The 24,836-nt window shown below is 60.4% G+C and carries 23 protein-coding genes; 11 read left to right on the forward strand and 12 right to left on the reverse strand.

From position 1 onward, the window contains the following. Positions 1 to 237: 237 nt before the first annotated feature. Positions 238 to 519 (reverse strand): hypothetical protein, encoded by a 282-nt coding sequence (locus JJQ51_RS22505; RefSeq protein ID WP_113330696.1) that lies wholly within the window; start codon positions 517 to 519, stop codon positions 238 to 240. A 180-nt stretch (positions 520 to 699) separates the two neighbouring features. On the opposite strand from JJQ51_RS22505, the gene JJQ51_RS22510 reads away from it, so the two are divergent. Genes JJQ51_RS22510 through JJQ51_RS22530 form a run of 5 tightly spaced genes read left to right on the forward strand, consistent with a single transcriptional unit; the run spans position 700 to position 6,188 of the window. Then, positions 700 to 2,592, forward strand: a complete 1,893-nt coding sequence (locus JJQ51_RS22510) for a peptidylprolyl isomerase (RefSeq protein WP_269245342.1) — start codon at positions 700 to 702, stop codon at positions 2,590 to 2,592. A 25-nt stretch (positions 2,593 to 2,617) separates the two neighbouring features. Then, entirely contained in the window at positions 2,618 to 3,640 is a 1,023-nt protein-coding gene (gene trpD, locus JJQ51_RS22515) for an anthranilate phosphoribosyltransferase (protein WP_145317440.1), read from the forward strand. Between the two features lie 6 nt (positions 3,641 to 3,646). After that, positions 3,647 to 4,462: an indole-3-glycerol phosphate synthase TrpC gene (gene trpC / locus JJQ51_RS22520; protein ID WP_183811257.1), complete on the forward strand. Its 816-nt coding sequence runs from the start codon at positions 3,647 to 3,649 to the stop codon at positions 4,460 to 4,462. A 1-nt stretch (position 4,463) separates the two neighbouring features. Further along, positions 4,464 to 4,958, forward strand: a complete 495-nt coding sequence (gene moaC, locus JJQ51_RS22525; RefSeq protein ID WP_112721300.1) for a cyclic pyranopterin monophosphate synthase MoaC — start codon at positions 4,464 to 4,466, stop codon at positions 4,956 to 4,958. A 3-nt stretch (positions 4,959 to 4,961) separates the two neighbouring features. Continuing rightward, on the forward strand, positions 4,962 to 6,188 hold the full coding sequence (locus JJQ51_RS22530) for a molybdopterin molybdotransferase MoeA (RefSeq protein ID WP_269245343.1): 1,227 nt from the start codon (positions 4,962 to 4,964) through the stop codon (positions 6,186 to 6,188). 125 nt (positions 6,189 to 6,313) lie between these two features. Here JJQ51_RS22530 and gnd read toward each other — a convergent pair whose 3' ends face one another. Further along, entirely contained in the window at positions 6,314 to 7,339 is a 1,026-nt protein-coding gene (gnd, locus tag JJQ51_RS22535; RefSeq protein WP_069612206.1) for a phosphogluconate dehydrogenase (NAD(+)-dependent, decarboxylating), read from the reverse strand. Positions 7,340 to 7,643: 304 nt separating this feature from the next. Between gnd and tehA the strand changes: the two genes are divergently transcribed. Further along, on the forward strand, positions 7,644 to 8,645 hold the full coding sequence (gene tehA, locus JJQ51_RS22540; protein WP_113352515.1) for a dicarboxylate transporter/tellurite-resistance protein TehA: 1,002 nt from the start codon (positions 7,644 to 7,646) through the stop codon (positions 8,643 to 8,645). 30 nt (positions 8,646 to 8,675) lie between these two features. Then, positions 8,676 to 9,047, forward strand: coding sequence for a VOC family protein (locus JJQ51_RS22545; protein ID WP_113352514.1), 372 nt, complete (start codon positions 8,676 to 8,678; stop codon positions 9,045 to 9,047). A gap of 33 nt (positions 9,048 to 9,080) precedes the next feature. Here JJQ51_RS22545 and JJQ51_RS22550 read toward each other — a convergent pair whose 3' ends face one another. Next, the gene (locus tag JJQ51_RS22550; protein ID WP_113352513.1) at positions 9,081 to 10,214 is read right to left on the reverse strand and encodes a citrate synthase; all 1,134 of its coding nucleotides are present in this window, start codon (positions 10,212 to 10,214) and stop codon (positions 9,081 to 9,083) included. 84 nt (positions 10,215 to 10,298) lie between these two features. Here JJQ51_RS22550 and JJQ51_RS22555 point away from each other — a divergent pair, with 84 nt between their 5' ends. Next, a complete protein-coding gene (locus tag JJQ51_RS22555) occupies positions 10,299 to 11,387 on the forward strand; it encodes a citrate synthase/methylcitrate synthase (RefSeq protein WP_113352512.1) in 1,089 nt (362 codons plus the stop codon). Positions 11,388 to 11,411: 24 nt separating this feature from the next. On the opposite strand, the gene JJQ51_RS22560 is transcribed toward JJQ51_RS22555, so the two are convergent. Beyond that, positions 11,412 to 12,287, reverse strand: coding sequence for a LysR family transcriptional regulator (locus JJQ51_RS22560; RefSeq protein ID WP_113352511.1), 876 nt, complete (start codon positions 12,285 to 12,287; stop codon positions 11,412 to 11,414). Between the two features lie 97 nt (positions 12,288 to 12,384). On the opposite strand from JJQ51_RS22560, the gene JJQ51_RS22565 reads away from it, so the two are divergent. Beyond that, complete coding sequence (locus JJQ51_RS22565) at positions 12,385 to 12,984, forward strand: LysE family translocator (protein ID WP_113352510.1); 600 nt, start codon at positions 12,385 to 12,387, stop codon at positions 12,982 to 12,984. A gap of 26 nt (positions 12,985 to 13,010) precedes the next feature. On the opposite strand, the gene JJQ51_RS22570 is transcribed toward JJQ51_RS22565, so the two are convergent. The 4 genes from JJQ51_RS22570 to JJQ51_RS22585 form a co-directional block, all read right to left on the reverse strand. Beyond that, positions 13,011 to 14,870 carry a CHASE2 domain-containing protein gene (locus JJQ51_RS22570; RefSeq protein ID WP_269245344.1) on the reverse strand — a complete coding sequence of 620 codons (1,860 nt, stop codon included), beginning with the start codon at positions 14,868 to 14,870 and terminating at the stop codon, positions 13,011 to 13,013. Between the two features lie 12 nt (positions 14,871 to 14,882). Next, positions 14,883 to 15,416, reverse strand: coding sequence for a FecR domain-containing protein (locus JJQ51_RS22575; protein WP_113352508.1), 534 nt, complete (start codon positions 15,414 to 15,416; stop codon positions 14,883 to 14,885). Positions 15,417 to 15,501: 85 nt separating this feature from the next. Further along, entirely contained in the window at positions 15,502 to 16,551 is a 1,050-nt protein-coding gene (locus JJQ51_RS22580) for a HoxN/HupN/NixA family nickel/cobalt transporter (protein ID WP_113330667.1), read from the reverse strand. Between the two features lie 139 nt (positions 16,552 to 16,690). Next, entirely contained in the window at positions 16,691 to 17,083 is a 393-nt protein-coding gene (locus JJQ51_RS22585) for a rhodanese-like domain-containing protein (protein ID WP_113330666.1), read from the reverse strand. Between the two features lie 65 nt (positions 17,084 to 17,148). Between JJQ51_RS22585 and ftrA the strand changes: the two genes are divergently transcribed. Beyond that, the gene (ftrA, locus tag JJQ51_RS22590) at positions 17,149 to 18,186 is read left to right on the forward strand and encodes a transcriptional regulator FtrA (protein ID WP_269245345.1); all 1,038 of its coding nucleotides are present in this window, start codon (positions 17,149 to 17,151) and stop codon (positions 18,184 to 18,186) included. Here the strand turns inward: ftrA and JJQ51_RS22595 are convergent. From JJQ51_RS22595 to JJQ51_RS22610, 4 genes are all read right to left on the reverse strand, one after another. Continuing rightward, entirely contained in the window at positions 18,149 to 19,777 is a 1,629-nt protein-coding gene (locus JJQ51_RS22595; RefSeq protein WP_069612218.1) for a CTP synthase, read from the reverse strand. The genes ftrA and JJQ51_RS22595 overlap by 38 nt on opposite strands. A 143-nt stretch (positions 19,778 to 19,920) precedes the next feature. After that, entirely contained in the window at positions 19,921 to 20,439 is a 519-nt protein-coding gene (gene secG, locus JJQ51_RS22600; RefSeq protein ID WP_113330663.1) for a preprotein translocase subunit SecG, read from the reverse strand. Positions 20,440 to 20,552: 113 nt separating this feature from the next. Continuing rightward, positions 20,553 to 21,323: a triose-phosphate isomerase gene (gene tpiA / locus JJQ51_RS22605; RefSeq protein ID WP_113330662.1), complete on the reverse strand. Its 771-nt coding sequence runs from the start codon at positions 21,321 to 21,323 to the stop codon at positions 20,553 to 20,555. A gap of 136 nt (positions 21,324 to 21,459) precedes the next feature. Next, the gene (locus JJQ51_RS22610) at positions 21,460 to 22,356 is read right to left on the reverse strand and encodes an alpha/beta fold hydrolase (protein ID WP_113352506.1); all 897 of its coding nucleotides are present in this window, start codon (positions 22,354 to 22,356) and stop codon (positions 21,460 to 21,462) included. A gap of 205 nt (positions 22,357 to 22,561) precedes the next feature. Between JJQ51_RS22610 and parE the strand changes: the two genes are divergently transcribed. After that, complete coding sequence (gene parE / locus JJQ51_RS22615) at positions 22,562 to 24,625, forward strand: DNA topoisomerase IV subunit B (RefSeq protein ID WP_113352505.1); 2,064 nt, start codon at positions 22,562 to 22,564, stop codon at positions 24,623 to 24,625. The last annotated feature ends 211 nt before the right edge of the window (positions 24,626 to 24,836 follow it).

Below are 24,836 nucleotides of genomic sequence, written 5' to 3' on the forward strand. Positions count from 1 at the left end.
GATACAAGAGGGTGCGCGTTCAACAAATGGCGATGGTCAACATGCCGCAGGGAGTGTCACAAAGATGTCGCAGCAGGCTTCGGTTGTGGTGCAATGCATATATTCTGCAATTCTTGCATACGGGCGTTTGCGGTTACCAATTGAAAAGGCGCGGACGAATCGTCCGCGCCTTTTTCGGCGGTTTCGCAGCTGCGGTCGCTCGGAGTGGCTCGTCCACCCGTCGAGAGCTCGTCCTGACTAGCGTCGGCTCAGAAGGCCGATCAGATAACCGATGCCTGCTGCGGCAGCGACCATGAAAATCGGCTCTTCTCGAACTCTCTCGCGCAACTGCTCCGTGATCTCCTTGGCTTCCTCCGCGACGACAGATTTCGCTCCCTGCCCCACAGCTGCCACGCTTTGTGACAGCTTTGCCAGATCTTCGCGTAAGGCTGCGACCTGGGCGGCAAGATCCTCCATTGCCGTTTCCGTTTGTGCTCGCGCCGAAGACGACTGAGTAGAGGCTGATTTGGTCTCTGCCATCGTGTGCTCCTTATGTTTCCGCATTGCTAGAACGCTGCCGCTTCTCAAAGGTTCCGGCATGGCTGCACCTCATCAGGCGATTTCCCCACTGGCTCTTCAATTCCGGTTCGGATTGTTCTAAGGAACTCCGATTGTTTCGCCTGCGGGCGAAGACTTGATGATGACGAGGTTTGCTTTCCGATGTTCGACGTGCTGAGAAAAATCGCCCAGACCTGGGTTGCCAAGGGTTTGTTGCTTCTTCTTGCGGCGGCCTTCGGCGTGTGGGGCGTCGAGCGGTCCCTTATCTCGGGCGGCGGCAGCAATACCGTTGTCACAGTCGGCGATCAGCACATCGATACCAATGAGTTCCGCCTTGCCTATCGCCGCCAGATCCAGGCGATCAGCCAGCAGCTGCGCATGCAGATCACACCGGAGCAGGCTCGCGCCTTCGGCATCGGGCAACAGACGGTGGCGCAGCTCGTCGCCGGCGCTTCGCTCGATCAGCTCGCCGCTGACATGAACCTCGGCCTCTCGCAAGACCGCCTTGCCAAGCTCATCGGCGACGATCCGGCCTTCAAGGCTGCGAACGGTGCCTTTGATCGCCAAAAGTTCGATATGCTTCTGCGCAACAGCAACATATCGCCCGATGATTATATCAAGGAGCGCAGTAAAGTCGCGATCCGCAGCCAAATCGTCGAAGCTGTGTCCAACGGCTTTGTCGCACCGGCGGTTCTTGCCGATGCGGTCAAGCAGTATCACGACGAGACCCGCAGCATCGACTATCTGTTGCTGACCAATGCCAATATCGATCCCGTCAAGGCGCCGGCTGACGACGTGTTGCAGAAATGGTTCGATGGCGTGAAGTCGAAATATCGTGCGCCTGAATACCGCAAGTTCGCCTATGTGAAGTTGCAGGCCGAGGATATTGCCGATGTGGCAAGTGTCACGGATGACGAAGTGCGGGCGCAGTTCGACAAGCGCAAGGACAGCTTCACCACGCCGGCAACGCGCACCATCGAGCAGCTGACCTTCGCCAACAAGGATCTCGCCAATGCCGCAGCCGATGCGCTGAAGACGGGAACCACCTTCGATCAGCTCGTCTCCGATCAGGGCAAGAAGCCGTCCGACGTGCTGCTCGGCACCTTCACCAAGGATCAGGTTCCGGACAAGACCGTTGCCGAAGCGGCGTTTGCCGTCTCCAAGGAAGGCGGCACCACGCCCGTCGTGGACGGTTCATTCGGTCCGGTCATCCTGCGTGTGACCAATGTGAAGAACGAAACGGCCAAGAATTTCGACGAGGTCAAGGAAGATATCCGCAAGCAGATTGCGCTCGGCAATGCCGCCAATGAAATCACCAGCGTCCACGACAAGTTCGAAGACCTGCGCGGCTCCGGCGCATCGCTGCAGGATGCGGCATCGCAGCTCAAGCTGAAGCTCGTTACCATCGAGGCGATCGACCAGACCGGCCTCGATCAGAACGGCAATGAGATCAAGGATCTGCCGGCCCGCCAGCAGCTGATCTCGGAGGTCTTCAAGGCCGATCAGGGTGGCAACCCTGCTCCCCTGACGGTCGGCAATGATGGCTACATCTGGTATGATGTCATGAACGTCACGCCCGATCATGATCGCCCGCTTTCCGAAGTCCGTGAAAAGGCAGTTGCCGACTGGACCGCCGAGCAGCAGAAGGTCGCGCTTGCCGCCAAGGCGGCCGAGCTGAAGCAGGAGGCGCAGAAAGGCAAGTCGCTCGCCGATATCGCCGCGCCGCTTGGCATCGCTGTTGAAAGCAAGACCGGCATCACGCGCTCGACGGATGATCCGGTTCTGGGTCGCGGCGGTATCGCTGCCGCCTTCTCCGGTCCGGTCGATACGGCCGCCAACGCCGTCGGCGCCGATGACACGACGCAGATCCTGCTCAAGGTCACCGATGTCAACGACAATCCGACGACCGATGCGCTGAGCAACGACGATCAGCAAGTGGCCCAGATCGCCAATGCTGCCGGCGACGACATCCTCGACCAGATAGTCGGCCAGCTGCAGTCCAAATACGCCGTAACGGTCAACCAGAGCCTCGCCGAACAGGCGATGTCCCGCTAGACCCATACGGGAGGATGGATCATCAATGACAGAATTGAAGCCTTTCCTCGCCAAGGTGGCCAATCGTGAGGCGCTGACGCGGGACGAAGCCCGACAGGCATTCGAAATCCTGATGTCGGGCGAGGCCACGCCGTCGCAGATCGGTGCATTTCTCATGGCGCTGCGCGTTCGCGGCGAGACGGTGGATGAAATCGTCGGCGCCGTGACGACCATGCGCGCCAAGATGCTGCCGGTGGAAGCGCCTGCCGATGCGATCGACATCGTCGGCACCGGCGGCGATGGCTTTGGCACATACAATATCTCGACGCTGGCGGCATTCATCGTCGCCGGCGCGGGTGTGCCCGTCGCCAAGCACGGCAATCGTGCCCAAAGCTCCAAGGCCGGCACCGCCGACACGCAATCCGTATTGGGTATCAAGCTCGATATCGGACCTGAGACGATTGCCCGCTGCATTCGGGAAGCCGGTATCGGCTTCATGTTCGCGCAGCTGCATCATTCTTCCATGCGCCATGTCGGCCCCTCGCGTGTCGAACTCGGCACGCGCACGATTTTCAATCTCCTTGGTCCGTTGTCCAATCCTGCCGGCGCTCGTCGTCAGCTGCTGGGCGTCTTCGCGCCACAATGGGTATTGCCGCTGGCCGAGGTGCTGAAGGATCTCAACGCAGAGAGCGTCTGGGTCGTGCACGGCGACGGCCTGGACGAGATCACCACGACCGGCAAGACCTCCGTCGCGGCCCTGGAAAACGGCAGGATTCGTAGCTTCGAACTGACACCGGCCGATTTCGGCCTGCAACATGCCGACCTTGCCGATCTCAAGGGTGGTGACGGCGTTGCCAATGCCGCAGCCCTTCGCGCAGTGCTCGCCGGCGAAAAGAACGCCTATCGCGACATCGCCCTTGCCAATGCGGCGGCCTCGCTGGTCATTGCCGGCAAGGCGGAAACGCTGCATGATGGCATGAAGCTCGCGGCTCATTCGCTCGATAGCGGCGCCACCGCCGTTGCACTGGAAAAGCTCATTGCCGTTTCCAATGAAGAAGGACAGGACTAGGACATCATGAGCGATATCCTTAGAAAGATCGAGGCCTACAAGCGCGAGGAAATCGCCGCTGCCAAGGCCAAGCTTTCCCTTGCCGATCTCAAGGCCATGCAGGCTGACCAGTCCGCACCGCGCGGCTTTCACAAGGCGCTGCTTGCCAGGCAGGAATCCGGTGTGTTCGGCCTGATTGCCGAAATCAAGAAGGCAAGCCCGTCCAAGGGCCTGATACGCCCCGATTTCGACCCGCCTGCCCTCGCCAAGGCCTACGAGGCCGGCGGTGCGGCTTGCCTTTCGGTGCTGACGGATACACCGAGTTTCCAGGGTGCTCCGGAATTCCTGACGGCTGCCCGCGCGGCCTGCTCGCTGCCGGCACTGCGCAAGGATTTCATGTTCGATACGTACCAGGTCCAGGAAGCCCGTGCCTGGGGCGCAGACTGCATCTTGCTGATCATGGCATCGCTTTCGGACGATGACGCCGAGCGTCTTCAGGACGAGGCCTTCGGCCTCGGCATGGATGTGCTGGTGGAGGTCCACGACGCCGAAGAGATGGATCGTGCACTAAAACTGTCCTCGCCGCTGGTCGGCATCAACAACCGCAATCTGCGCACGTTCGAAGTAAGCTTGACGGTCAGCGAGAATCTGGCGCCCATGGTACCGAAGGATCGGCTGCTGGTCGGCGAAAGCGGCGTCTTCACACACGCCGACTGCAAGCGTCTCGAGGCCGTCGGTATCAGCACCTTCCTCGTCGGCGAAAGCCTCATGCGCAAGGATGATGTGACGGCGGCAACCAAACTGCTGCTGAACGGTGAAACCGGCATTCTGGCGGCCGAGTGAGATGAGCAGCGAGAAGGCCGGTCTCACGCATATCGACGCTTCGGGCGAAGCCCACATGGTCGATGTCGGCGATAAGGCCGAGACGGCGCGCAGCGCCACCGCGGCCGGTTACGTCAAGATGAAGCCCGAGACTTTGGCGCTGATTCGCGACGGCAACGCTAAGAAGGGCGATGTGATCGGCACGGCGCGGCTTGCCGGCATCATGGCTGCCAAGCAGACCAGCAATCTCATCCCGCTCTGCCATCCCCTCATGTTGACGAAGGTTTCCGTCGATATCGCAGAAGATGCCGCCCTGCCCGGTCTCCGGGTCACCGCGACAGCAAAGCTGACCGGCCGCACCGGCGTCGAGATGGAAGCGCTGACGGCGGTTTCCGTCGCCTGCCTGACGATCTACGACATGGCCAAGGCCGCCGATCGCGGCATGGAAATCGGTGGAATCACTCTATTGGAGAAATCCGGCGGCAAATCGGGGGATTTCCGCCATCCGAGGGCCTGATATATGAGCCTGCTACCCGTTGTCGAAGCGCAAGCGCGCTTGTTGGATAGTGCCGCGCCGATCCATCGTGTTGAAAGCGTTCCGCTCGATATGGCCGAAGGCAGGGTTCTGGCCAGGGATCTTGCTGCCCGCCTGACCCAACCGCCATTCGACGCCTCGGCGATGGACGGTTACGCCCTGCGCTTCGAGGATGCTGCAACGCCTGGCTCGGAGCTGCAGGTCATCGGTGCCTCCGCAGCGGGTCATGCCTTTGAGGGAGCCGTCGGCAAGGGAGAGGCGGTTCGCATCTTCACCGGCGCACCCGTTCCGGCCGGTGCCGATTCGGTGCTTTTGCAGGAGGACGCCGAGCGCTTGGAGGGCGATCGCATCCGCACGACCTATCCCTTGCGCAAGGGGCAGCATATTCGCCCGCGCGGACAGGATTTCCTGGAAGGCGAAGCCGTGCTTCCCGCCGGCACGGTGATGGACTTTTCGAGGCTTACCGTCGCCGCGGCCATGAACCATCCGGCCTTGGATGTCTACCGGAGGCCGCTGGTAGCGATTCTCGCGACCGGCGATGAACTCGTGGCTCCCAGCAATGAACCGGGTCCCTCGCAGATCATCGCGTCCAACACGTTCGGCATCGCTGCACTGGCCCGCAATGCAGGCGCGCATGTGCTTGATCTCGGCATCGTCGCCGACGACAGCGACGATATCACCGCCGCCATAGGCCGTGCGCAGGTGGCCAAGGCCGACATCATCGTCACGCTCGGCGGCGCTTCTGTTGGTGATCACGATCTGGTGCAGGCGACAATGGTGGCTGCAGGAATGAAGCTGGATTTCTGGCGCATTGCCATGCGCCCCGGCAAGCCGCTGATGGTCGGCAGCCTCGGCGACATGCATGTCCTCGGCCTCCCCGGCAATCCCGTCTCCAGCCTTGTCTGCGGCCTGCTCTTTCTCGAGCCATTGATAAGAAAGCTCGCATCCCTGCCGCCGATAAAGCGCGAAGGCTTTGCACGCGCCGCCGTGTCCTTTGCGGCGAACGATCAGCGACAGGATTACGTCCGCGCAACGCTGACGAAAGCTGCCGACGGCGGCTGGCTCGCCGAGCCCTTCTCGAAGCAGGATTCGTCGATGATGAAAGTCTTTTCGCGTGCCGATTGCCTGGTCGTCCGCCCGCCACATGCCTCGCAGCTGGAAGTCGGTTCGCCCACTCCGGTCATATTCCTGCGGCCCGATCTGCTGGGCTGAAGGTCCCCCAGGAAAAGTGCATGGCGGTTTCCGGCTCGACGTATCGGGATAATAGAAGCGGACAAGAAAAAGCCGGGAGGTTTGACCCACCCGGCTCGCTATCATCAGATCGATAGACCAACCAATTACTTCGCCGGCTTCTCATGGTGGCCGCCGAAGCCGGCGCGCATGGCAGAGAGAACCTTGTTGGCGTAGTCGTCATTGCCGCGCGAAGCGAAACGGCCGTAAAGCGCAGCGCTTAGCACCGGCGTCGGAACGCCTTCGTCGATCGCGGCCGAGATCGTCCAGCGGCCTTCGCCGGAGTCGGAAACGCGGCCGGCATATTGCGAAAGGGCTGCATCGCCATGCAGCGCGTCGGCCGTGAGGTCGAGCAGCCAGGAGGTGATCACGCTGCCGCGGCGCCAAACTTCCGAGATTTCGGCGATGTCTAGATCATACTGGTAATACTGCGGATGGGAGAGCGGCGCGGTTTCGGCGTCCTTCTCCGCGTCCTGCTTGCCGATATTGGCATGGCGCAGAACGTTGAAGCCTTCGGCATAAGCAGCCATCAGGCCATATTCGATGCCGTTATGGACCATCTTGACGAAATGGCCGGCGCCGGATGGGCCGCAATGCAGATAGCCCTGCTCTGCCGTGCTGTTCTTGGCAGCCTCTTCCGAACGCATTGCCGACGGAGCGACGTCACCGACACCGGGGGCAAGCGTCGCGAAGATCGGCGATAGATGCTGGACCGTTTCCTTTTCGCCGCCGATCATCAGGCAATAGCCGCGCTCCAGACCGAAAACGCCACCGCTGGTGCCGACGTCGACGTAATGGATGCCCTTCGGCTTCAGCTCTTCGGCACGGCGGATATCGTCGTGATAATAGGAATTGCCGCCATCGATGACGATGTCGCCCTCTTCCAGCAGCGGGACGATCGCCGCCAGTTCCTGATCGACGATTGCCGCCGGCAACATGAGCCAGACGACGCGCGGCTTAGCGAGCTTCGATACGAAATCCGCGAGAGACTTGCTGCCGGTGGCGCCGAGCTGCTCAAGCCCGGCGATGCTTTCCGGACGCGCATCGAAAACAACCGCACTGTGACCGCCTCTCATCAGGCGCTGCACCATGTTGTTGCCCATACGGCCAAGGCCAATCATTCCGATTTGCATATGTCAGTCTCCTAGGACGGTTTTAATCGTTTGAATGTTCAATAGAGACATTTCGCAGCATTTTCCAATGAACAAATGACGGGCGAGCTATGCATAAGCCGGTCAGCGAAGGAAAATTCGCTCGTTCACGCATCTGTGATGTCGCCTGGTCTGACCTCCCGCTTTTCGCCATGATCGCGCTTTGCCGGTTTCGAGGAAAGCTGTATTTTGCGCTTCATTCATGTTGATGGATTTAGCATCGATCTCGGGTTCTTTGCATCATTCTCTTTAGGGTGGCGCTCACATAGAGCGTCAAAGGGGGCATATGGCTGCGTCTTTGAAACTACCGCTGGTTCCAGCTTCGTTTTTCGGCATGGTTCTTGGGCTTTCCGGTCTCGCCAATGCCTGGCGCGTGGGTGCCCGCATCTGGCATCTGCCAGTACTGATCGGTGAATTTCTGACCTTTATTGCGCTGGCCGTCTGGCTGGTGCTGATCGTGCTCTACGCTTTGAAGTGGATGGTGGCGCGCGAGGAGGCATTCAAGGAAGTGGCGCACCCTGTCCAATGCTGCTTCATCGGCCTTGTCGGTGTCGCAACCATGCTGGTGGCCGGTGGCCTGCTGCCCTATTCGCGTATCGGCGCCGAAACAATATTCCTGATCGGCGCCGTCTATACCCTGGCGTTCTCCGTCTGGCGAACCGGAGGGCTCTGGCAGGGCGAACGCGATATTGCCACGACGACAGCCGTGCTCTATCTGCCAAACGTCGCCGGCAGTTTCGTGACTGCTATTGTCGGCGCCGCACTCGGCTTTCCGCAATGGGCGCAGCTTTTCTTCGGCGCCGGCTTCTTCGCCTGGCTTGCTATCGAATCCGCCCTGCTGCATCGCCTGCTGACGGGGCCGGCGTTGGCCGCGCCGCTGCGACCAACCCTCGGAATTCAACTGGCTCCGCCGGCTGTCGGTGCGTTAGCCTATATCAGCGCCACACAAAGCCCTCCCGACATGCTCGTCCACGCAATGATCGGCTACGGCTTGCTGCAGGCCCTGATCATGTTGCGCCTCCTGCCCTGGATCATGAAAGAAGGCTTCAGCCCCGCTTATTGGGCCTTCACCTTCGGCGCGACCGCACTGGCAACCGCCCCCATGCGCCTTGTCGAACGTGGCGATGTCGGTCCAGTGACGCAACTTGCTCCCATTCTCTTCGTCGCTGCCAATATCGTCGTCGGTTTGGTCGCGCTGGCAACGATCTGGCTGATTGCCAACCGCAAACTTGTCATTGGTTGGGTCGAGCTTGCCGACCGCGACGTTGGCGCCGTTGGTCAGCGTTAATAGAGTTCAATCGCACTTTTGGAGGGTGATGTGCTTGATCATGTGACGATCGGGGTTCGCGATATCGAGCGATCGAAGATCTTCTACGACACACTACTGCGCTCCATAGGCATAGAACGCCTTTATGCCGAAGGCGAAAGATTTGCGGGTTACGGCATTGGCCAGAAGGCTTTCTTCTGGATCGGTCAGCGCGATGCTTTGCAAACAGGCACCCATATCGCCTTTGCCGCCCCAAACAGGGAGCTCGTCGATGACTTCCATCGGGTCGGGATAATCGCCGGCGGCACCGATAACGGTGCCCCAGGTCTGCGCCCTCATTATCATCCGAACTACTATGGCGCTTTCATTCTCGATCCTGATGGCCACAATATCGAAGCTGTTTGTCACCTGCCGGTGAGTTGAGCAAAAAGCGCCCTACGTCCGGTAAGGATGAGATCATGGTACCGGCAGACCGACATAACGCGCGCGCGGCCGAATGAGCCTACCGCTGGTCGCCTGCTCCATGGCATGCGCAAGCCATCCGACCGTCCGTGCCAGCGCGAAGATGATTAGCGGCGCATTCTCCGGGAGATGATAGGCGTGGGTCATCGCCGTCAGGGCGAAGTCAACATTGACGCGTTCTCCGACCAGCTGCTCGCCGACATCGCGAACTCTGGCGAAGAGCGGCGGCAGCGTGAAGCAGCCAAGCAACGCCTCTCCCCGGATATCGGCATCAGGATAAAGCTGATGGCCAAAAGCCGGCAATGGCCGTCCTTCCGCGAGATAGCTGCGGACCGCCTCATCCACCCCCGTCGTGGCTGCCCGCGCGATCAGCGTACGCACGCTCTGCCATGCACCGCCATGCAGCGGACCTGTCAGTGTGGAGAGGCCGGATAGAGTGGCGGCGGATAGCGTGGCGCCTGCGGATGCCGTGATCCTTGCGGTGAAGGTCGAAGCGTTCAGCTCGTGATCGGCAAGCAAGACGAAACTGCGGCGGATCATATCGGCGGCATCAGGGCGGTCCCAGGCAGTCGCGAGACGGCGATGCAGTGGTTGATCCCACGCGCCCGGGGCCAGGGCCTCAGCCACCGTACCAAACACGCTTTCGGCTTCATTTTGCAGTGCCGGAAGCGAACGCCCGAGTGATGGCAGATCGCTTGTTATGCGCTCGGCAAGCGCGGAGAAAGCACTATCCAAGGAAGGCGGCTTCCGCCACGCCTCGCTTGGATCGAATCGCAACGGCCGCTTCATGTCCCAAAGCAGCCGCGCGATATCTTCGAGGCTTGCGCTTTCGGCAAGCATCGCCACGTCCTTGCCGCGATAGAAAAGCCTTCCGTTCGAAACCGTCGACAGTGCCGATGGCAATACCGGATCGCCCCATTGAATGGCCTCGGCGGCCACCGTCTCGGTCTTGCGCCGTCCGGCGTGGCGGGTGGCCAATCGCTTGACGTCATCGGCAAAATAGAGGCTGCGCCGCGTATCCGTGGGATCGGCTTTCGCACGAATGCGCCCGCGGCTGACATTGGCGTAGAGCGTCTGTGATTTCGTTCCCAGCAGGTTCAGCGCCTGCTCTGCCGTCAGCCAGCTCATCGGTCCTCATATTGATCAATTGCGTCAAGATTGACGTCAATAGGAATAGATCCGATCTAATCGGATAGTCAAAGGAGAACCGTAATGAAAAGTGGTCTTGAAGATGTCATTGCCGCAGAAACCAAGCTGTCCGACGTCGACGGCGCTGCCGGTCGCTTGATCATCCGCGGCGTGTCGCTTGATGATCTGATGGCAACCAGCCGCTTCGAGGATGTTGCGGCGCTGCTGCTGGATGGCCTGTTTGACGAACATATCGACGCAGCTTCCCTCCGAACTCAGCTCGGCGCGGCACGCGTTGCGCTTTTCACGCATGTGAAGGCCGCCGATGCCGCTCTGCTCGCGCTACCACCCGTGGATGCTGTGCGGGCCTTGCTGGCGCGCGTGGCCGACGGTGAGGATTTCGCCACCGCGATCCGCCTGATGGCGGCACCGGCCGTTTTCCTGCCGGCCATCTTGCGATTGCAGAAAGGCGAAGCACCGATAAAGCCGGATGCATCCTTGTCCCAATCCGGTGATATCCTGCGCATGCTGACGGGTCGAAGCCCGACCGCAGAGCAGACCGCAGGCCTCGATGCCTATCTGGTGACGATTTCCGATCACGGCTTGAATGCGTCCACATTCGCCTCCCGCGTCATCGCCTCGACTCATGCCGGTCTGACCTCCTCTGTGCTCGCCGCAATCAGCGCCCTTAAAGGTCCGTTGCATGGCGGCGCCCCCGGCCCTGTCCTCGACATGTTTGACGGCGTCGGCAAACCGGAAAATGCCCGGGCATGGTTGTCTGACGCGCTCGATCGTGGCGAGCGGCTGATGGGTTTCGGTCACCGCATCTATCGCGTCCGCGATCCGCGCGCCGATGCGCTGAAGACTGCATTAAAGCCGATCTTTGCGAGCGGCCAGGCAGATGCTGGACGTATCGCGCTGGCGGAAGCCATTGAGGCGGCGGCGCTGGCGTTGCTGAAGGAGCGCAAACCGGATCGGCCCTTGGACGTCAACGTCGAATACTACACCGCCCTGCTGCTCGATGCTCTCGGCTTTCCTCGCAGTTCGTTTACCGGCGTCTTCGCGATCGGCCGCACGGTCGGCTGGATCGCCCATGCCCGCGAGCAGACGCTCGATGGGCGTCTGATCCGGCCGCAGTCGCGCTATGTCGGTCCGCTGCCGAAGGCGGCATAGGCGGTTTTATCAAGGAGACGGAATTTAGGCGGCCGCGGATTGGCGCGGCCGCGTCATGCCCTCGCGGATATGGCGGGCAAGCTCCAGCGCCTGCGGTGTTGCGCCGCCCTTCGGCAAATGCAGGTTGATTGAGAAGACCGGCAGCTCGGGCAGACCCTGCTCGCCGGTGAGGATATCGAGATCGGTTGGAACGGTCGAAGCGAGCCAGGCGGTGATAGCCAGATCCGTGCGCACCGTCGCCGTGGTCGCTTCGATATTGCCATTCTCAAAGACCGTCCGCCAGCGCAACCCATCCTTGCTGAGTGCGGCAAAGACCGATGATCGGAAGGCACAGGTATCGGCAACCATCGAAATCGGCAGCGGTACCTTGCGATGGGCATTGCCTGCCTTCGCTCCAACCCAGACGAGCCGCTCCACAGCAAGGCATTCGCCCTGCGACGTGCCGTATGGTTCCTCCGCCACACAGAGGTCGACGGTTCCCTTCCCCAACTCATCCAGCAGCTCCGGAGACGATGCGCAGATCAGAGAAATCTCCACCTGAGGATGGCGCTGGGCATAGGATTTCAGCACGGGCGCCAGCGTCGCTCCGACAAGATCATAGGGAACGCCGAGGCGGACGCCACCGCGAACAGTGCTTTCCGTCATGTCGTCCCAGATCTCGTCATTCAACGCCAATAGGCGGCGGGCATTGCCGCGCAGGCGTTCACCGGCCTCCGTCAGCCGCAATCCGCGCCTGTCCCGTTCGAACAGAGCGCAGCCGAGCATATCCTCCAGCCGCTTGATCTGCTGGCTGACGGCGCCCTGGGTCATATGCAGCATATTGGCGGCAATTGTCATGCTGCCCTGGTCGGCAACGGTGGCGAAGGTTCTGATGAGGGTAATATCGAAGTTTCGGATCATCTAAGCATTATAATTACTAATGCCTTGATCCTTCAATATTCGATTTCATGATGCCAGAGCTGCGCCTATGCCTTTTTCAATTAGAGAAGGGCTGGATATGACAATCGAACCTCTGCTGCCGCTGATACTCTTCGCATTGGTTTCCACCATAACGCCGGGCGGTGCGACCACGCTCGCGACTGCGTCCGGCGCGCATTTCGGCTTCCGTCGCTCCATACCCGTCATGGGCGGTTTTGCCTTCGGCTTGGGCTCCATGGCCTGCGCTGCGGCTGCGGGGCTCGGCAGCGTGTTGATGGCCCTGCCGATGCTGCAGATCGCCATGAAGACGCTGGGGTCCCTCTATCTGCTCTGGCTCGCCGTTCGGATCGGCAGAAGCGGCCAGCCGCGCGAGGTGGGGCAGATGGCGAGACCGACAGGCTTCCTCGCCGGCGTATGGATGCTCTGGCACAATCCCAAGGGCTGGGCCATGACGATGGGGGCTGCTGCTTCTTTCGCTGCGTTGGCAGAAAGTCCCGTCAGACTTGGTATATTGCTCGGTGTGACTTTCTGCCTTATCGCAGCCTTCTCGCTCGCCGTATGGTGCCTTCTCGGGCAGATGCTCGGACGTCTGCTGAAAGCGGCATGGCAGTGGCGCGCGGTCAATATCTCTCTTGCGTGCCTCCTGGTGATTTCAATCATTCCGATGTGGGGAGAATGAAACCAGGCAGATGGAGGCTGGTTTGATCACGGCCGGCTGCGCCAAAGCCATATGGTCAAGGTCCCGGCGCGACCACGCAAGCCTGTTTCGATCGGGCCATCGAGGCTGCCCTCATTGAAAGGCGCGCTGTCCTGACCGGCGGAAAGCAAAAGCTCATGGCTGATGGCGATTTCGGCGCGATTGCTGGCGGCGACCTCCATCAGCCGGCTTGCGACGTTAACGGTGTCGCCGGTTGCGGTGATCTGCTGTCGTCCTTCACCACCCAGCCGGGAGGCGACGATGGTGCCGCAATGCGCACCGATCTTGAAACCGATGCGGGAAGCGACTGTCTCCGGCAGTGCTGAGAGCCAGCCCTTCATCCGCGCGGCGAGACGAATGCAGCAGCGCGCCGCATTGGCGGGATCGCTCGGCTTCGGCTGCGGCAGGCCGAAAAGGATCATAGCTCCGTCACCCATGAAGCTGGTGATGGCGCCGCCGGATGCGGTTACCTCTTCATCGACGAGATTGTAGAAGCCGTTCAGCAGTTCCCGAACAGCTGCTGGGCCAATGGCCTCGCTAAGACCTGTGAAGCCGTTGATGTCGATGAAGACGACGGCCGCTTCCTGTTGCACAGGGCTTGCGAGAAAATCGGGATCGCGCGCAAGATGCTCGGTAAGACCGGGCGCCTCGATGCGCTGCAGGAGCTCGCTTTGCTCGGCAAATCGCGTCGCTCGCCTGCGGTCGAGCCAAAGCTGCGCAGCGCCAAATAGCAGCATTGGTGGTACGGTCGCAGCAATCGGCAGTGCTGCGCTCAGCCATATTCCATGCTTGAATGCGCTGACGTTGACTGCGAACCAGACAAGCATGACGCCGAGTATTGTTATCGGGCCGATGGCACTGCGCCGCCAGGAGAGAAGGGCAATGACGAGCAGCGGCAGGCCGACGGCGAAATAAAGGTCGATAAAACGGACGTTGCGGTCGCGTACCAGCCCGTCTCCGGCAATCAGATGCGTGATCGAGGTCGCGATAACCTCGACCCCAGGTAGAACGGGATCGAAGGGTGTTGGAAAGACATCGCCGCCGCCGGTAACGGTCGCGCCGATAACGACGATATGATCCCTGATCGCAGCCTCCGGCAAGTGCCCATTGAGCGCAGCACCGGCGCTGACGGTGCGGATCGTTCCGCGCGGACCGTAGAACGAGAGCGGCATGAGATAGCCGGTATCGGTCTGGATGGACCTGTCACCGATCTTGATATGATCGGAGATGACGGTTGTCTGCTCGTTGGTTGCGGTGGAAACGACACGCAGCGAAAAGGATGGTTCGATCCGCTCGCCGCTGCGAAACAGCAAAGGCACGAAACGCGGCGTGCCCGCCTTGTCGGTCTGCACATTGACGATACCATAGCTTGCGACGTCGGCGAACCGCTGCTGCGGTTCGAGGAATTGCAGCGCACTGGGCACGCGAGCGAGAGGTTCCTTGCTATCTTCTGTGACGCGCTGGCGGCTTTCGGGAAAGATGCCGGCTGCGGCCAGCACAACCTTGGTCCGTTTGAGCGATTGTTCCAATGCTGCATCGTTGGCCTCGTCGCCGGCATCGACCAGAAGCAGATCGAGCGCGACGGCTTTCGGCCCCAATGCGGCGATGACATCGATCACTTTGGCGAGCGTGGCGCGCGGCAAAGGATAGTGTCCCGCCATACGCGACGTCTCATCGTCTATGGCAATGATCGTGACGAGATCGGGTGGCTGGAAGCTGCCGCCGAGCGTATTGCGGAGGTTCGTGAGCGTCGCTTCGGCGCCGTCGACAAAGGGAATGTCACCGCGCAGATGCGCGACGCCCAGGCCCATCCCCCAGACGGCAGTCAAGAAAAGCGCAATCAGCGTCTGCAGCGGCGGTCTGCGCATGATGTCGGAATCTCACTGGCCGAGGCGCGCCATCAAAGCATTTATGCGCGGCTGTCCCCATTGGGTGACACGCAATGCGGCGCGCCCCCGGTCGGCGTCGACGCCTTGTCCTTGGCCTAGCGTAACCCCCTGCCCGGTCGATACCTTATTGACCGCGACCCGGCCGCGCAGGACAAGCACGGAGGTATAGCCCCGTTTCACGTCGACGGCCCAGCGCGTGCCGCGCACGGCGGCGATCGCCTGCGGCGTCACCACTTCGAATCCGCCCTTAACACGGTTGCGATCGACATCAACCAGTGCTGCCTTGCTGTCGAGTACGACAGCATCCGTCCGACCATCATGGTTTCGGTCTGCAAACCGGTAGTGAGCGCCACGCTCGACGGTGACGCTAAGCCCAGCTTCGCAATTCAAGACCTGGCGCGTCGTGCTGACGGCAGGCTGCAATGGGCAATTTGCGACGGCTTGTGCAGAAGCCGTGCCGGCGCTGACGATGCATAGACTGCCTGCTGCCAGCACTAGGCTGCGAACATTGCTTGCGTGGATCATGATTGTGGCCCCTCATCGCATGCGACTGGAGCCGCGGACGGCGATCTCCAGTCACGGTATGCCCGATCCCTGGGGCGATGATGCGTCATGAGCGATTGATCTGCAAGTTGTCGTAGCCTCTGGCTTTGTAGAGCACGGTCGAAACCAGCCAGCTCAGCAAGAAGATGCCGACGACGGCGAAGCCGAAATTGGCAAGGTTGTCGTTGAGTTCGCCGACGAAGCTCCAGAAGCTGCCTTCGAGGCCGAGTTTGTCGGCGATGAGCCCCAAAGCCTCGATACCACCGATGAAGACGGCGACGACAACTGAAGCCGCAGTGATGGTCAGATTGTACCAGAGCTTGCGCACCGGCTTGACGAAGGCCCAGCCATACGCTCCCGTCATCAGCGTACTATCCAGCGTATCCATCAGCGACATGCCGGCGGTGAACAGCGCCGGGAAGACGAGGATGGTCCAGAAGGACATGCCCTGTGCGGCTTGAGCGGCCGAAATGCCGAGAAGCCCGATCTCCGTTGCGGTATCGAAGCCGAGGCCGAAAAGGAAGCCGATCGGATACATGTGCCAGGAGCGGGTGACGACCTTGAACATCGGACGGAAGATGCGTGCCAGAAAACCGCCGCCGGCAAGCAGCGTGTCGAGGTCTTCCTCTGCGATCCGCTCACCCCTCTGCGCCCTTCTGAAAGCGGACCAGACGCCTTTAAGGACGAAGAGATTGGCAACGCCGATCAGCAGCAGAAAGACCGCCGAAACCGTCGTACCTATGACGCCGCCGATATCGTGGAAGGAATCGAGCTGGCTCTGCATGGCAGCCGCCGTTGCGGCAATCAGGATCGAGGCGATCACGACGATCGAGGAATGACCGAGCGAGAAGAAGAAGCCGACGGCATAAGGCTGCTTCTTTTCCTGAATGAGCTTGCGCACGACATTGTCGATCGCGGCGATGTGATCGGCATCGAAGGCGTGGCGCAGGCCGAACATATAGGCAAGAAGGGCAATACCAAGCAAAGACGGACGGTCTGCAAAAGCGACCCAAGCCCAGATCCAGGCGGCAATATTGAAAACGATCAGCAGCGCGAAGGTGAAGGCGATCTTCGCCCGCGGCCTTTCCGCGCGATCATCAAATGGATTGAGAATCATACTTTTGTTCCCGTTATGCTTGCTCGCACAATGTCACGGAAACGAAAGCAGCGCGACAGTCGAATGACGTAGATGCCGAAGTTTTTCGCAGTGTCGTAAAAATGGGCAGACCCGTCTATGCCGGTTCTGCCCCTGGCGCTCAGTCCTTCTCGAACGGATACCCCTCATCGGCCCAGCCGGTCATGCCGCCGATCATGACCTTCACGCGCTTACCGAGTGTGCCCAGACGCCAGGCCGCCTTGTCGGTGCCGTTGCAATGCGGTCCGGCGCAATAGACGACGAAGAGTGTATCGTCTGGCCATTCCGCCATCTTCCTCGCGGTCATCTTGCCATGCGGCAGGTTGATCGCACCCGGGATATGCTTCTCCTGGAACATGGCCGGGCCGCGGACATCGAACAAGACGAAATCGACATTGCCCGATGTCATGGATTGGTAGACGTCGGAGCAATCGGTTTCGAAGCCAAGTCTCTTGGCATAGTGCTCAGCGACGAGACTGGGATCTGCAGCAGGAATTTCACTGACGAGGGACATGGAACGCTCCTTATTTGGTTCGGTGCATTCATGCCTGAGCGATCCCATGGTTGAAATTGGCCGAAATGCCATATAGCGTCAAAATCATGCCAAACTCAGATCACCCCAATCTCCGCGGCCCCCATGTCGTCACCCTCGTCTATGACGGGCTGTGCACCTTCGAATTCGGCGTCGCCTATGAGATCTTTGGCCTGTCGCGCCCGGAAATGGGCAAGGACTGGTATCGCTTTTCCGCCTGCGCGATCGAGGATGGCCCTCTGCGCGCCGCGGGCGGGTTGACGGTACAGGTCGACCACGGTCTTGAAGTCCTTGCCGATGCCGACCTCATCATCGTGCCCGGCTGGCGCGGTATCGGAACGCCGGTCCCTGCCCTGCTGATTGCCGAACTCCAAGCGGCCAGCCGCCTTGGTGTCCGCATCATGTCCCTCTGCTCTGGCGTCGCAGTCCTTGCCGCGGCCAGTCTACTCGCCGGCCGCAGGGCGACCACACATTGGCGCTACGTCGATTCCATTGCTACGCGCTATCCGGATATATTAGTCGATGCCGATGTTCTCTATGTCGATGAAGACAAGGTGCTGACCGCCGCCGGCAGTGCCGCCGCCATCGATCTCTGTCTGCATGTCGTGCGCCGCGATTACGGACCGGATATTGCCAACAGCGTCGCCCGCCGTCTTGTGGTTCCACCCCATCGCGAGGGCGGCCAGGCGCAATATATCGAAACGCCGGTTTTGAGACAGCGTGAGGGAGCTCGTTTAGGCCCGCTGCTTGAATGGATGCGCGAGCGTTTGCAGGAAGATCAGCCCATTGCGGCACTTGCAGCGCGGGCCGGCATGAGTGTGCGGACCTTCCAGCGCCGTTTCGAGGCGACCACCGGCATGACGCCGGGGGAATGGCTGCTCAGCGAGCGGCTGCGGCGCGCCCGCGATCTGCTTGAAAAGCAAACGGCCATTTCATTGGACGATGTAGCCGCGGCGAGCGGGTTTGGATCGCTCGCCACCATGCGCCATCATTTTCGGGAGAGGCTTGCGGTGAGCCCGAGCGACTACCGCAAGCGATTTGCAAATCTTAAACCAGCCGGCTCTGTTCCGTCGCCGCTTCGATAAAGCTCGAGAACAGCGGATGCGGCTCCAGCGGACGGGACTTCAGTTCCGGATGATACTGGACGCCGATGAACCACGGATGATCCGCATATTCGATCGTTTCAGGCAGAACGCCGTCCGGTGACATGCCGGAGAAGGTCAAGCCGCAATCTTCCAGCCTGTCCTTGTAGTCGACATTGACCTCGTAGCGATGGCGATGACGCTCCGAAATATCTGTGGAGCCGTAGATCTCGGAAATCTTCGTGCCCTTCTTCAGGGCCGCCTTGTAGGCGCCGAGGCGCATCGTGCCGCCGAGATCGCCGGATGCCGTGCGCTTCTGCAGCTCATTGCCCTTCAGCCATTCGGTCATCAGGCCAACGACAGGTTCCTTGGTCGGGCCGAACTCGGTCGACGAGGCATGTTCGACACCGGCCAGATTGCGGGCCGCTTCGATGACGGCCATCTGCATGCCGAAGCAGATGCCGAAATACGGAACCTTGCGTTCGCGTGCGAAGCGGGCTGCCAGGATCTTGCCCTCCGAACCGCGCTCGCCAAAGCCGCCGGGAACGAGAATGCCGTGAACTTTCTCAAGATACGGCGCCGGATCTTCCTTTTCGAAGACCTCGGATTCGATCCATTCGAGCTTGACCTTGACCCGGTTGGCGATGCCGCCATGATGCAGTGCCTCGATTAGCGACTTATACGCATCCTTGAGCCCGGTGTATTTGCCGACGATGGCAATCGTCACCTCGCCTTCCGGCGTGCGGATGCGATTGCAGACCTCTTCCCACTGCTCCAGGCGCGGCTTCGGGGCCGGCTCGATACCGAAAGCAGCGAGAACCTCATTGTCGAGGCCTTCCTTGTGGTAGGCCATCGGCACGTCATAGATGTTGGCGACATCGAGCGCCTGAATGACGGCAGATTCCCGCACGTTGCAGAACAGCGAAAGCTTCCGACGCTCGGCTTCGGGGATTTCCCGATCGGCACGAACCAGCAGAATGTCAGGATGAATGCCGAGTGCCTGCAGTTCCTTGACCGAATGCTGCGTCGGCTTGGTCTTCAGCTCGCCGGCAGCGGGGATATAGGGCATCAGCGTCAGATGGACGTAAACAGCCGTACCGCGCGGCAGATCGTTGCCGAGCTGGCGGATCGCTTCCATGAAAGGCATGGCTTCGATATCGCCGACCGTGCCGCCGATCTCGCAGATGACGAAATCATAGTCGTCATTGCCTTCGGTGACGAAATCCTTGATCTCGTTGGTAACGTGCGGAATGACCTGAACGGTCGCGCCGAGATAGTCGCCGCGGCGTTCCTTGTCGATGATGTTCTTGTAGATGCGACCGGTGGTGATGTTATCGGTCTTGGTGGCCGAGCGGCCGGTGAAGCGCTCATAGTGGCCGAGATCGAGGTCGGTTTCCGCACCGTCGTCGGTGACGAAGACCTCGCCGTGCTGGGTCGGGCTCATAGTGCCCGGATCCACGTTCAGATAGGGGTCGAGTTTGCGCAGGCGGACTCGATAACCACGAGCCTGCAACAACGCTCCGAGAGCCGCAGCCGCAATTCCTTTTCCGAGGGAAGAAACCACGCCGCCAGTGATGAATACATATCGCGCCATGGGAGTCACCGGATACCTTTTCACAAATGATTCCGCTAGCCCTAAAATTCGTTTCCGGAATTTTGGCTACAGAACGCGGAATATGGACAAAACAAAACCGGCAGATCCGAGGACCTGCCGGGGATGATCTTCGACGACCGGAATTACTTACCGGTCGGGACGCCGCCGTTGTCGGCTGGCGCGGGAGTGGTCGTTGCCGGCGCGGTCTGTTGACCGGTCGCGGCCGGAGCCTGCTGGGCAGGAGCTGCCTGATTCGTCGTGGCAGGCGGTGTTGCCTGCGACTGCGGAGCGACGGCACCGCTGTTCGGAACACCGCTATTATCGGCGGGCTTCGGCTGGGTGTTTGCCGGAGCAGCACCCTTCTGGCCGCCAAGCGAATCGAGAATGCCGTTGCCCTGACCCGCCGTGCTCGGAATGCGGTTGAGAATGTCGGTCGGGCGAGCCTCGAAGCGGGACAGCACGTTCATGCCGAGGGCAAGCGCGAAGAACAGCGTTGCCAGAATGGCCGTTGTGCGCGTCAGCGCATTGGCCGTACCGCGCGCAGACATGAAGCCCGAGCCGCCCCCGATGCCAAGGCCGCCACCTTCGGAGCGCTGAATCAGCACCACGCCGATAAGGGCGACGACAACCATGAGATAGATGACAAGCAGTACGGTTTGCATAGATCCAGTCCTGCCCGGTGCGGGCATCAAAAATAAAAGCTCGCGGCTCTTTACATGAGGCTCTCGCCTATTCCAAGCCCTTTTAAGGCTGGAATTCCGGGCAAGTGGTTGCTTCAGGCGAACTGCCGTTCGAATGCGGCATAAATGGCGAGGAAGTCGACCGCTTTCAAGCTCTGTCCGCCGACAAGCACACCGTTGACATGCGGAACATCCAGAAGGTCGCGCGCATTGGCGCCGCTGACCGATCCGCCATAGAGGATTCGCATATTCGCCCCCTCCTTGCCGAAGCGCTCGATGAGTTCGGCGCGGATGAAGGCATGTGCCTCCTCGACGTTTTCCTGGGTTGGAACCACGCCGGTGCCGATCGCCCAGACTGGCTCGTAAGCGATCACGGTCGTCTGTGCCGTGGAGCCATCCGGAATGGAGCCCACGAGCTCCCGCTTCAGCACCTCGAGCGTTTGGCCACTATTGCGCTCGTAAGCCGTTTCGCCGATGCAGATGATGGCGATCAGCCCGGCATCATGCGCTGCCTGCGCCTTTGCGCGCACCAGCATGTCGCTTTCGGCATGATTCCTGCGGCGCTCTGAATGGCCGACGATGACGTGGGTCCCGAAGCAGTCGGCGATCATTTCGGCCGAAATATCGCCCGTATGGGCGCCACTGACCTGCTGATGGCAATCCTGAGCGCCGATGGCGAGCGGGCTGTCGTCGCAAAGCGCGGTCGCGACATAGAGCAAGGTGGCCGGGGGGCAGAGTAGCGTATCGATCTTCTCCGACAGCGGCGCCTTGACGCCGTCCGCGATCGCCTTGATCTGATCCAGGCTCGCGCGTGTGCCGTTCATCTTCCAGTTTCCGGCCAGGAGCGGCCGTATGGTCTTCGTCATTCCGATATTCTCCCCCTTGATCCAGCTTCGGACTAACAAAAAGGAAAGAGAAAGGAAAGTTATCGAATGCGGCCGGAACCAGCTCAAATCGTTTGAAAAATGCTTACCCGGAAAATAAGTCGGATTGCGCGAGCGTTTATGACGCTTGCGGATCAACGATCCAGTTGAGAACTTTGCGCCAATCGGTCATGCGGACGGGCGTCCCATGATTGCCGGTCTCGAAAAGCGTGAAGCGTGTCGGATAATGCGCTTTGTAGAGTTTTTCAAACAGCGCCTGCTGGTCCGCAGCCGCATAGACCGGATCCTTGCTGCCATGCGTGAACCAGAGCGGCAGCTTTGCCTTGTAGAAGGCGCTCTTGGTGAAATCAGGATCGGTGACGCCGCTCAGGATCGCCATGCCCCTCAGGCGCTTGACGCTTTCGGAATCGCGCGTAATGCCCCAGCAAATGAAGCTGCCCATGGAAGCGCAGGTGAGGATGACGGGCTTGCCGGCGGATTGCTCGTAGGAATAGCGGATGAGCTCGGCGATATCGGCAACTCCGTTGCTGTCGAAACCTCTGACGCTCGGTGCGTAATACGTGCCGCCGTTGCGATAGGCCAGGTTCTTCAGCCGGTTGAAATTGCCGCCGAACGTATAGTCGTTGGAGCCGAGCCGGCGGTCGCCGCCGCGGCCATGGATAAAGATCACGGTAAATGCCTGTTGCGATGCGGGACCTATGCGGGTGACATCAACCTTGCGGCCGCCGATCGCAAGCGTTTCGTCTTCCTGGGCTTTCCAGCGCACGCCGGTATCGACATAGGCCGGCTTGACGCGCTTTTCCGGAATCTGGTCGCGGCCGTTGATATCTCGCATTTCCTGGTAGTCGATCGTCTGGAACGCGCCGTTGTCGTGGCTTTCGATGACCGTCTGACTGGAAAACAGCTCGTCCTTGAACGGCTTCAACATATCTGCAGAGGCGGTCTGCCCCGTCGCCAGAAGCAAAATGGCCGAGATTGCGGGCAGGATAGGCAAATGAGCTGTGGACATTCGCATACGGATACTTCCTCAAATCAGCCATCGGGGTTGCCATTCGTCACTCAGCAACGCAAATCTCATTCATGAATCTTCCCCGTCACGGGGCGCCATCGCTCTTGTGCGCCGTTTCTGGCAGAATCACGATGATTCGCGAATAGCGGCGACAAATGCGATATTAAAGGGGTTTGGCCCCTCTAGGACAAATCTAGTAGCTCGAAGTTCTATGGATAACAGCAACGATCTCTTCTCCGGCCTCCCCCGCTCGCCGAAACCGGAAGCAGCGGAAAAGCCGGCCGCAAAGCCGGAAAAGCCAGCCGCCGCGCCTGCACAGCGCGCGGCTCCGACGACTTCGTCGTCAGAGGAATATGGCGCAAGCTCAATCCGTGTTCTCGAGGGACTCGAGCCCGTCCGCATGCGTCCCGGCATGTATATCGGCGGCACGGACGAGAAGGCATTGCACCACCTTTTCGCCGAAGTCATCGACAATTCCATGGACGAGGCGGTGGCCGGCCACGCCAATTTCATCGAGGTCTATCTCGATCGGGAAGGTTATCTGACCGTCACGGATAATGGGCGTGGTATCCCCGTGGAAAACCATCCGCAGGTACCTGGCAAGTCGACGCTCGAAGTCATCATGACCAAGCTGCATGCCGGCGGCAAATTCGACGGCAAGGCCTATGAGACCTCGGGCGGTTTGCATGGCGTCGGCGTGTCCGTCGTCAATGCGCTGTCGGATGATCTGGAAGTCGAGGTTGCCCGCAACCGCAAGCTCTATCGCCAGCGCTTCTCGCGCGGCCTGCCGATTGGCGGTTTGGAAGAGCTAGGTGACGTGCATAATCGCCGCGGCACGCGCGTCCGCTTCCATCCCGATCCGCAGATCTTCGGCGATCACGCCCGCTTCGATCCGGCCCGCGTTTTCCGCATGGCCCGTTCCAAAGCCTATCTGTTCGGCGGCGTCGAAATCCGCTGGGGCTGCGATCCCGAGCTGGCGCCGGAAGGCGCCGATGTTCCGGAAAAGGCGGTCTTCCATTTCCCGGGCGGCCTTAAGGATTATCTCAAGGCGACGATGGGCAGCGAGTTCACTGTTACCCGCGAGATCTTTGCCGGCAAATCGGAAAAGGAAAGCGGCCACGGCTCGCTCGAATGGGCGATCACATGGTATGGCGGCGACCCGCAGATCCATTCCTATTGCAATACGATTCCGACCCCTGAAGGCGGCACCCATGAGGCAGGCCTCCGCATTGCCTTGACCAAGGGCCTGAAGAGCTACGCTGATCTCACCCAAAACAAGCGTGCGGCCAATATCACGACGGATGACGTGATGATTTCGGGCGTCGGCATGCTGTCGATCTTCATCCGCGAGCCGGAATTCGTCGGCCAGACGAAGGACAAGCTCGCGACGGTCGAAGCCCAGCGCATCGTCGAAAACGCACTGCGCGACCCTTTCGATCACTATCTTGCCGACAATCCGGCTGAAGCTGAAAAGCTGCTGGAATGGGTGATCGAGCGCTCCGAGGAGCGCCTGCGGCGGCGCAAGGAAAAGGAAGTCAACCGTAAAACCGCCGTGCGCAAGCTGCGCCTGCCGGGCAAGCTGGCGGATTGCTCGCAGAGCGCAGCGGAAGGTGCCGAACTTTTCCTCGTCGAGGGCGATTCGGCAGGCGGCTCGGCCAAGCAGGCACGAAACCGCACCAACCAGGCAATCCTGCCACTACGCGGCAAGATCCTGAACGTCGCCAGCGCCGGTCGCGAGAAACTGTCGGCCAACCAGCAGATCACCGATCTCGTCCAGGCGCTCGGCTGCGGCACCCGCACGAAATATCGCGAGGAAGACCTGCGCTATCAGCGCATCGTCGTGATGACCGATGCCGACGTCGACGGCGCCCACATCGCTTCGCTGCTGATCACCTTCTTCTATCAGGAGATGCCGGAGCTGATCCGTCAGGGCCACCTCTTCCTGGCCGTCCCGCCGCTCTACAAGATCACCCAGGGCTCGAAATCCATCTATGCCCGCGACGACGCCCACCGGCAGGAGCTGATGGCCACGGAATTCAAGGGCAAAGGCAAGGTTGAGATCAGCCGCTTCAAAGGTCTGGGCGAAATGTTGCCGGCCCAACTCAAGGAGACCACGATGGATCCGGCTAAGCGCACGCTGCTGCGCGTCGAGATCGATGAAGTCGATTTCGAGGGAACGCGCGACGCCGTCGACAATCTGATGGGCACCAAGGCCGACGCCCGTTTCCGCTTCATTCAGGAGCGCGCTGCCTTTGCCGAGGATCTCGATATCTGACGGTGAACCAACCGCAGAGCGGATTTGTTGATCTGCCCACCGATAACGGTTTCAATTCGACGCAAAAAACTCAGTCTTCTGCGTTCAGGATGCTTTGTCGCCTCTCGATAACTTAATTACGGCGCGCAGGACGGTCGTGCTATTGTCATGACGGCTGAATAAGAAGCTTAAAGCCGTTGCTCTTGAAACGGCCTAGATCATACCCCATAAC

It is taken from the genome of Rhizobium sp. AG207R, assembly GCF_027109195.1.
In the GTDB taxonomy this organism is placed as follows: domain Bacteria; phylum Pseudomonadota; class Alphaproteobacteria; order Rhizobiales; family Rhizobiaceae; genus Rhizobium; species Rhizobium dioscoreae.

Excerpts from the sequence above, each read along its gene's own strand:
- JJQ51_RS22530 (WP_269245343.1), top strand. The coding sequence starts at position 4,962 with ATGAGCCTGCTACCCGTTGTCGAAGCGCAAGCGCGCTTGTTGGATAGT.
- ftrA (WP_269245345.1), top strand. The coding sequence starts at position 17,149 with ATGCCATATAGCGTCAAAATCATGCCAAACTCAGATCACCCCAATCTC.
- JJQ51_RS22565 (WP_113352510.1), top strand. The coding sequence starts at position 12,385 with ATGACAATCGAACCTCTGCTGCCGCTGATACTCTTCGCATTGGTTTCC.
- JJQ51_RS22610 (WP_113352506.1), bottom strand. The coding sequence starts at position 22,356 with ATGCGAATGTCCACAGCTCATTTGCCTATCCTGCCCGCAATCTCGGCC.
- JJQ51_RS22585 (WP_113330666.1), bottom strand. The coding sequence starts at position 17,083 with ATGTCCCTCGTCAGTGAAATTCCTGCTGCAGATCCCAGTCTCGTCGCT.
- moaC (WP_112721300.1), top strand. The coding sequence starts at position 4,464 with ATGAGCAGCGAGAAGGCCGGTCTCACGCATATCGACGCTTCGGGCGAA.
- gnd (WP_069612206.1), bottom strand. The coding sequence starts at position 7,339 with ATGCAAATCGGAATGATTGGCCTTGGCCGTATGGGCAACAACATGGTG.
- secG (WP_113330663.1), bottom strand. The coding sequence starts at position 20,439 with ATGCAAACCGTACTGCTTGTCATCTATCTCATGGTTGTCGTCGCCCTT.
- JJQ51_RS22505 (WP_113330696.1), bottom strand. The coding sequence starts at position 519 with ATGGCAGAGACCAAATCAGCCTCTACTCAGTCGTCTTCGGCGCGAGCA.
- JJQ51_RS22570 (WP_269245344.1), bottom strand. The coding sequence starts at position 14,870 with ATGCGCAGACCGCCGCTGCAGACGCTGATTGCGCTTTTCTTGACTGCC.
- tehA (WP_113352515.1), top strand. The coding sequence starts at position 7,644 with ATGGCTGCGTCTTTGAAACTACCGCTGGTTCCAGCTTCGTTTTTCGGC.
- JJQ51_RS22595 (WP_069612218.1), bottom strand. The coding sequence starts at position 19,777 with ATGGCGCGATATGTATTCATCACTGGCGGCGTGGTTTCTTCCCTCGGA.
- trpC (WP_183811257.1), top strand. The coding sequence starts at position 3,647 with ATGAGCGATATCCTTAGAAAGATCGAGGCCTACAAGCGCGAGGAAATC.
- JJQ51_RS22560 (WP_113352511.1), bottom strand. The coding sequence starts at position 12,287 with ATGATCCGAAACTTCGATATTACCCTCATCAGAACCTTCGCCACCGTT.
- JJQ51_RS22550 (WP_113352513.1), bottom strand. The coding sequence starts at position 10,214 with ATGAGCTGGCTGACGGCAGAGCAGGCGCTGAACCTGCTGGGAACGAAA.
- tpiA (WP_113330662.1), bottom strand. The coding sequence starts at position 21,323 with ATGACGAAGACCATACGGCCGCTCCTGGCCGGAAACTGGAAGATGAAC.
- JJQ51_RS22510 (WP_269245342.1), top strand. The coding sequence starts at position 700 with ATGTTCGACGTGCTGAGAAAAATCGCCCAGACCTGGGTTGCCAAGGGT.
- JJQ51_RS22575 (WP_113352508.1), bottom strand. The coding sequence starts at position 15,416 with ATGATCCACGCAAGCAATGTTCGCAGCCTAGTGCTGGCAGCAGGCAGT.
- JJQ51_RS22555 (WP_113352512.1), top strand. The coding sequence starts at position 10,299 with ATGAAAAGTGGTCTTGAAGATGTCATTGCCGCAGAAACCAAGCTGTCC.
- JJQ51_RS22580 (WP_113330667.1), bottom strand. The coding sequence starts at position 16,551 with ATGATTCTCAATCCATTTGATGATCGCGCGGAAAGGCCGCGGGCGAAG.
- trpD (WP_145317440.1), top strand. The coding sequence starts at position 2,618 with ATGACAGAATTGAAGCCTTTCCTCGCCAAGGTGGCCAATCGTGAGGCG.
- parE (WP_113352505.1), top strand. The coding sequence starts at position 22,562 with ATGGATAACAGCAACGATCTCTTCTCCGGCCTCCCCCGCTCGCCGAAA.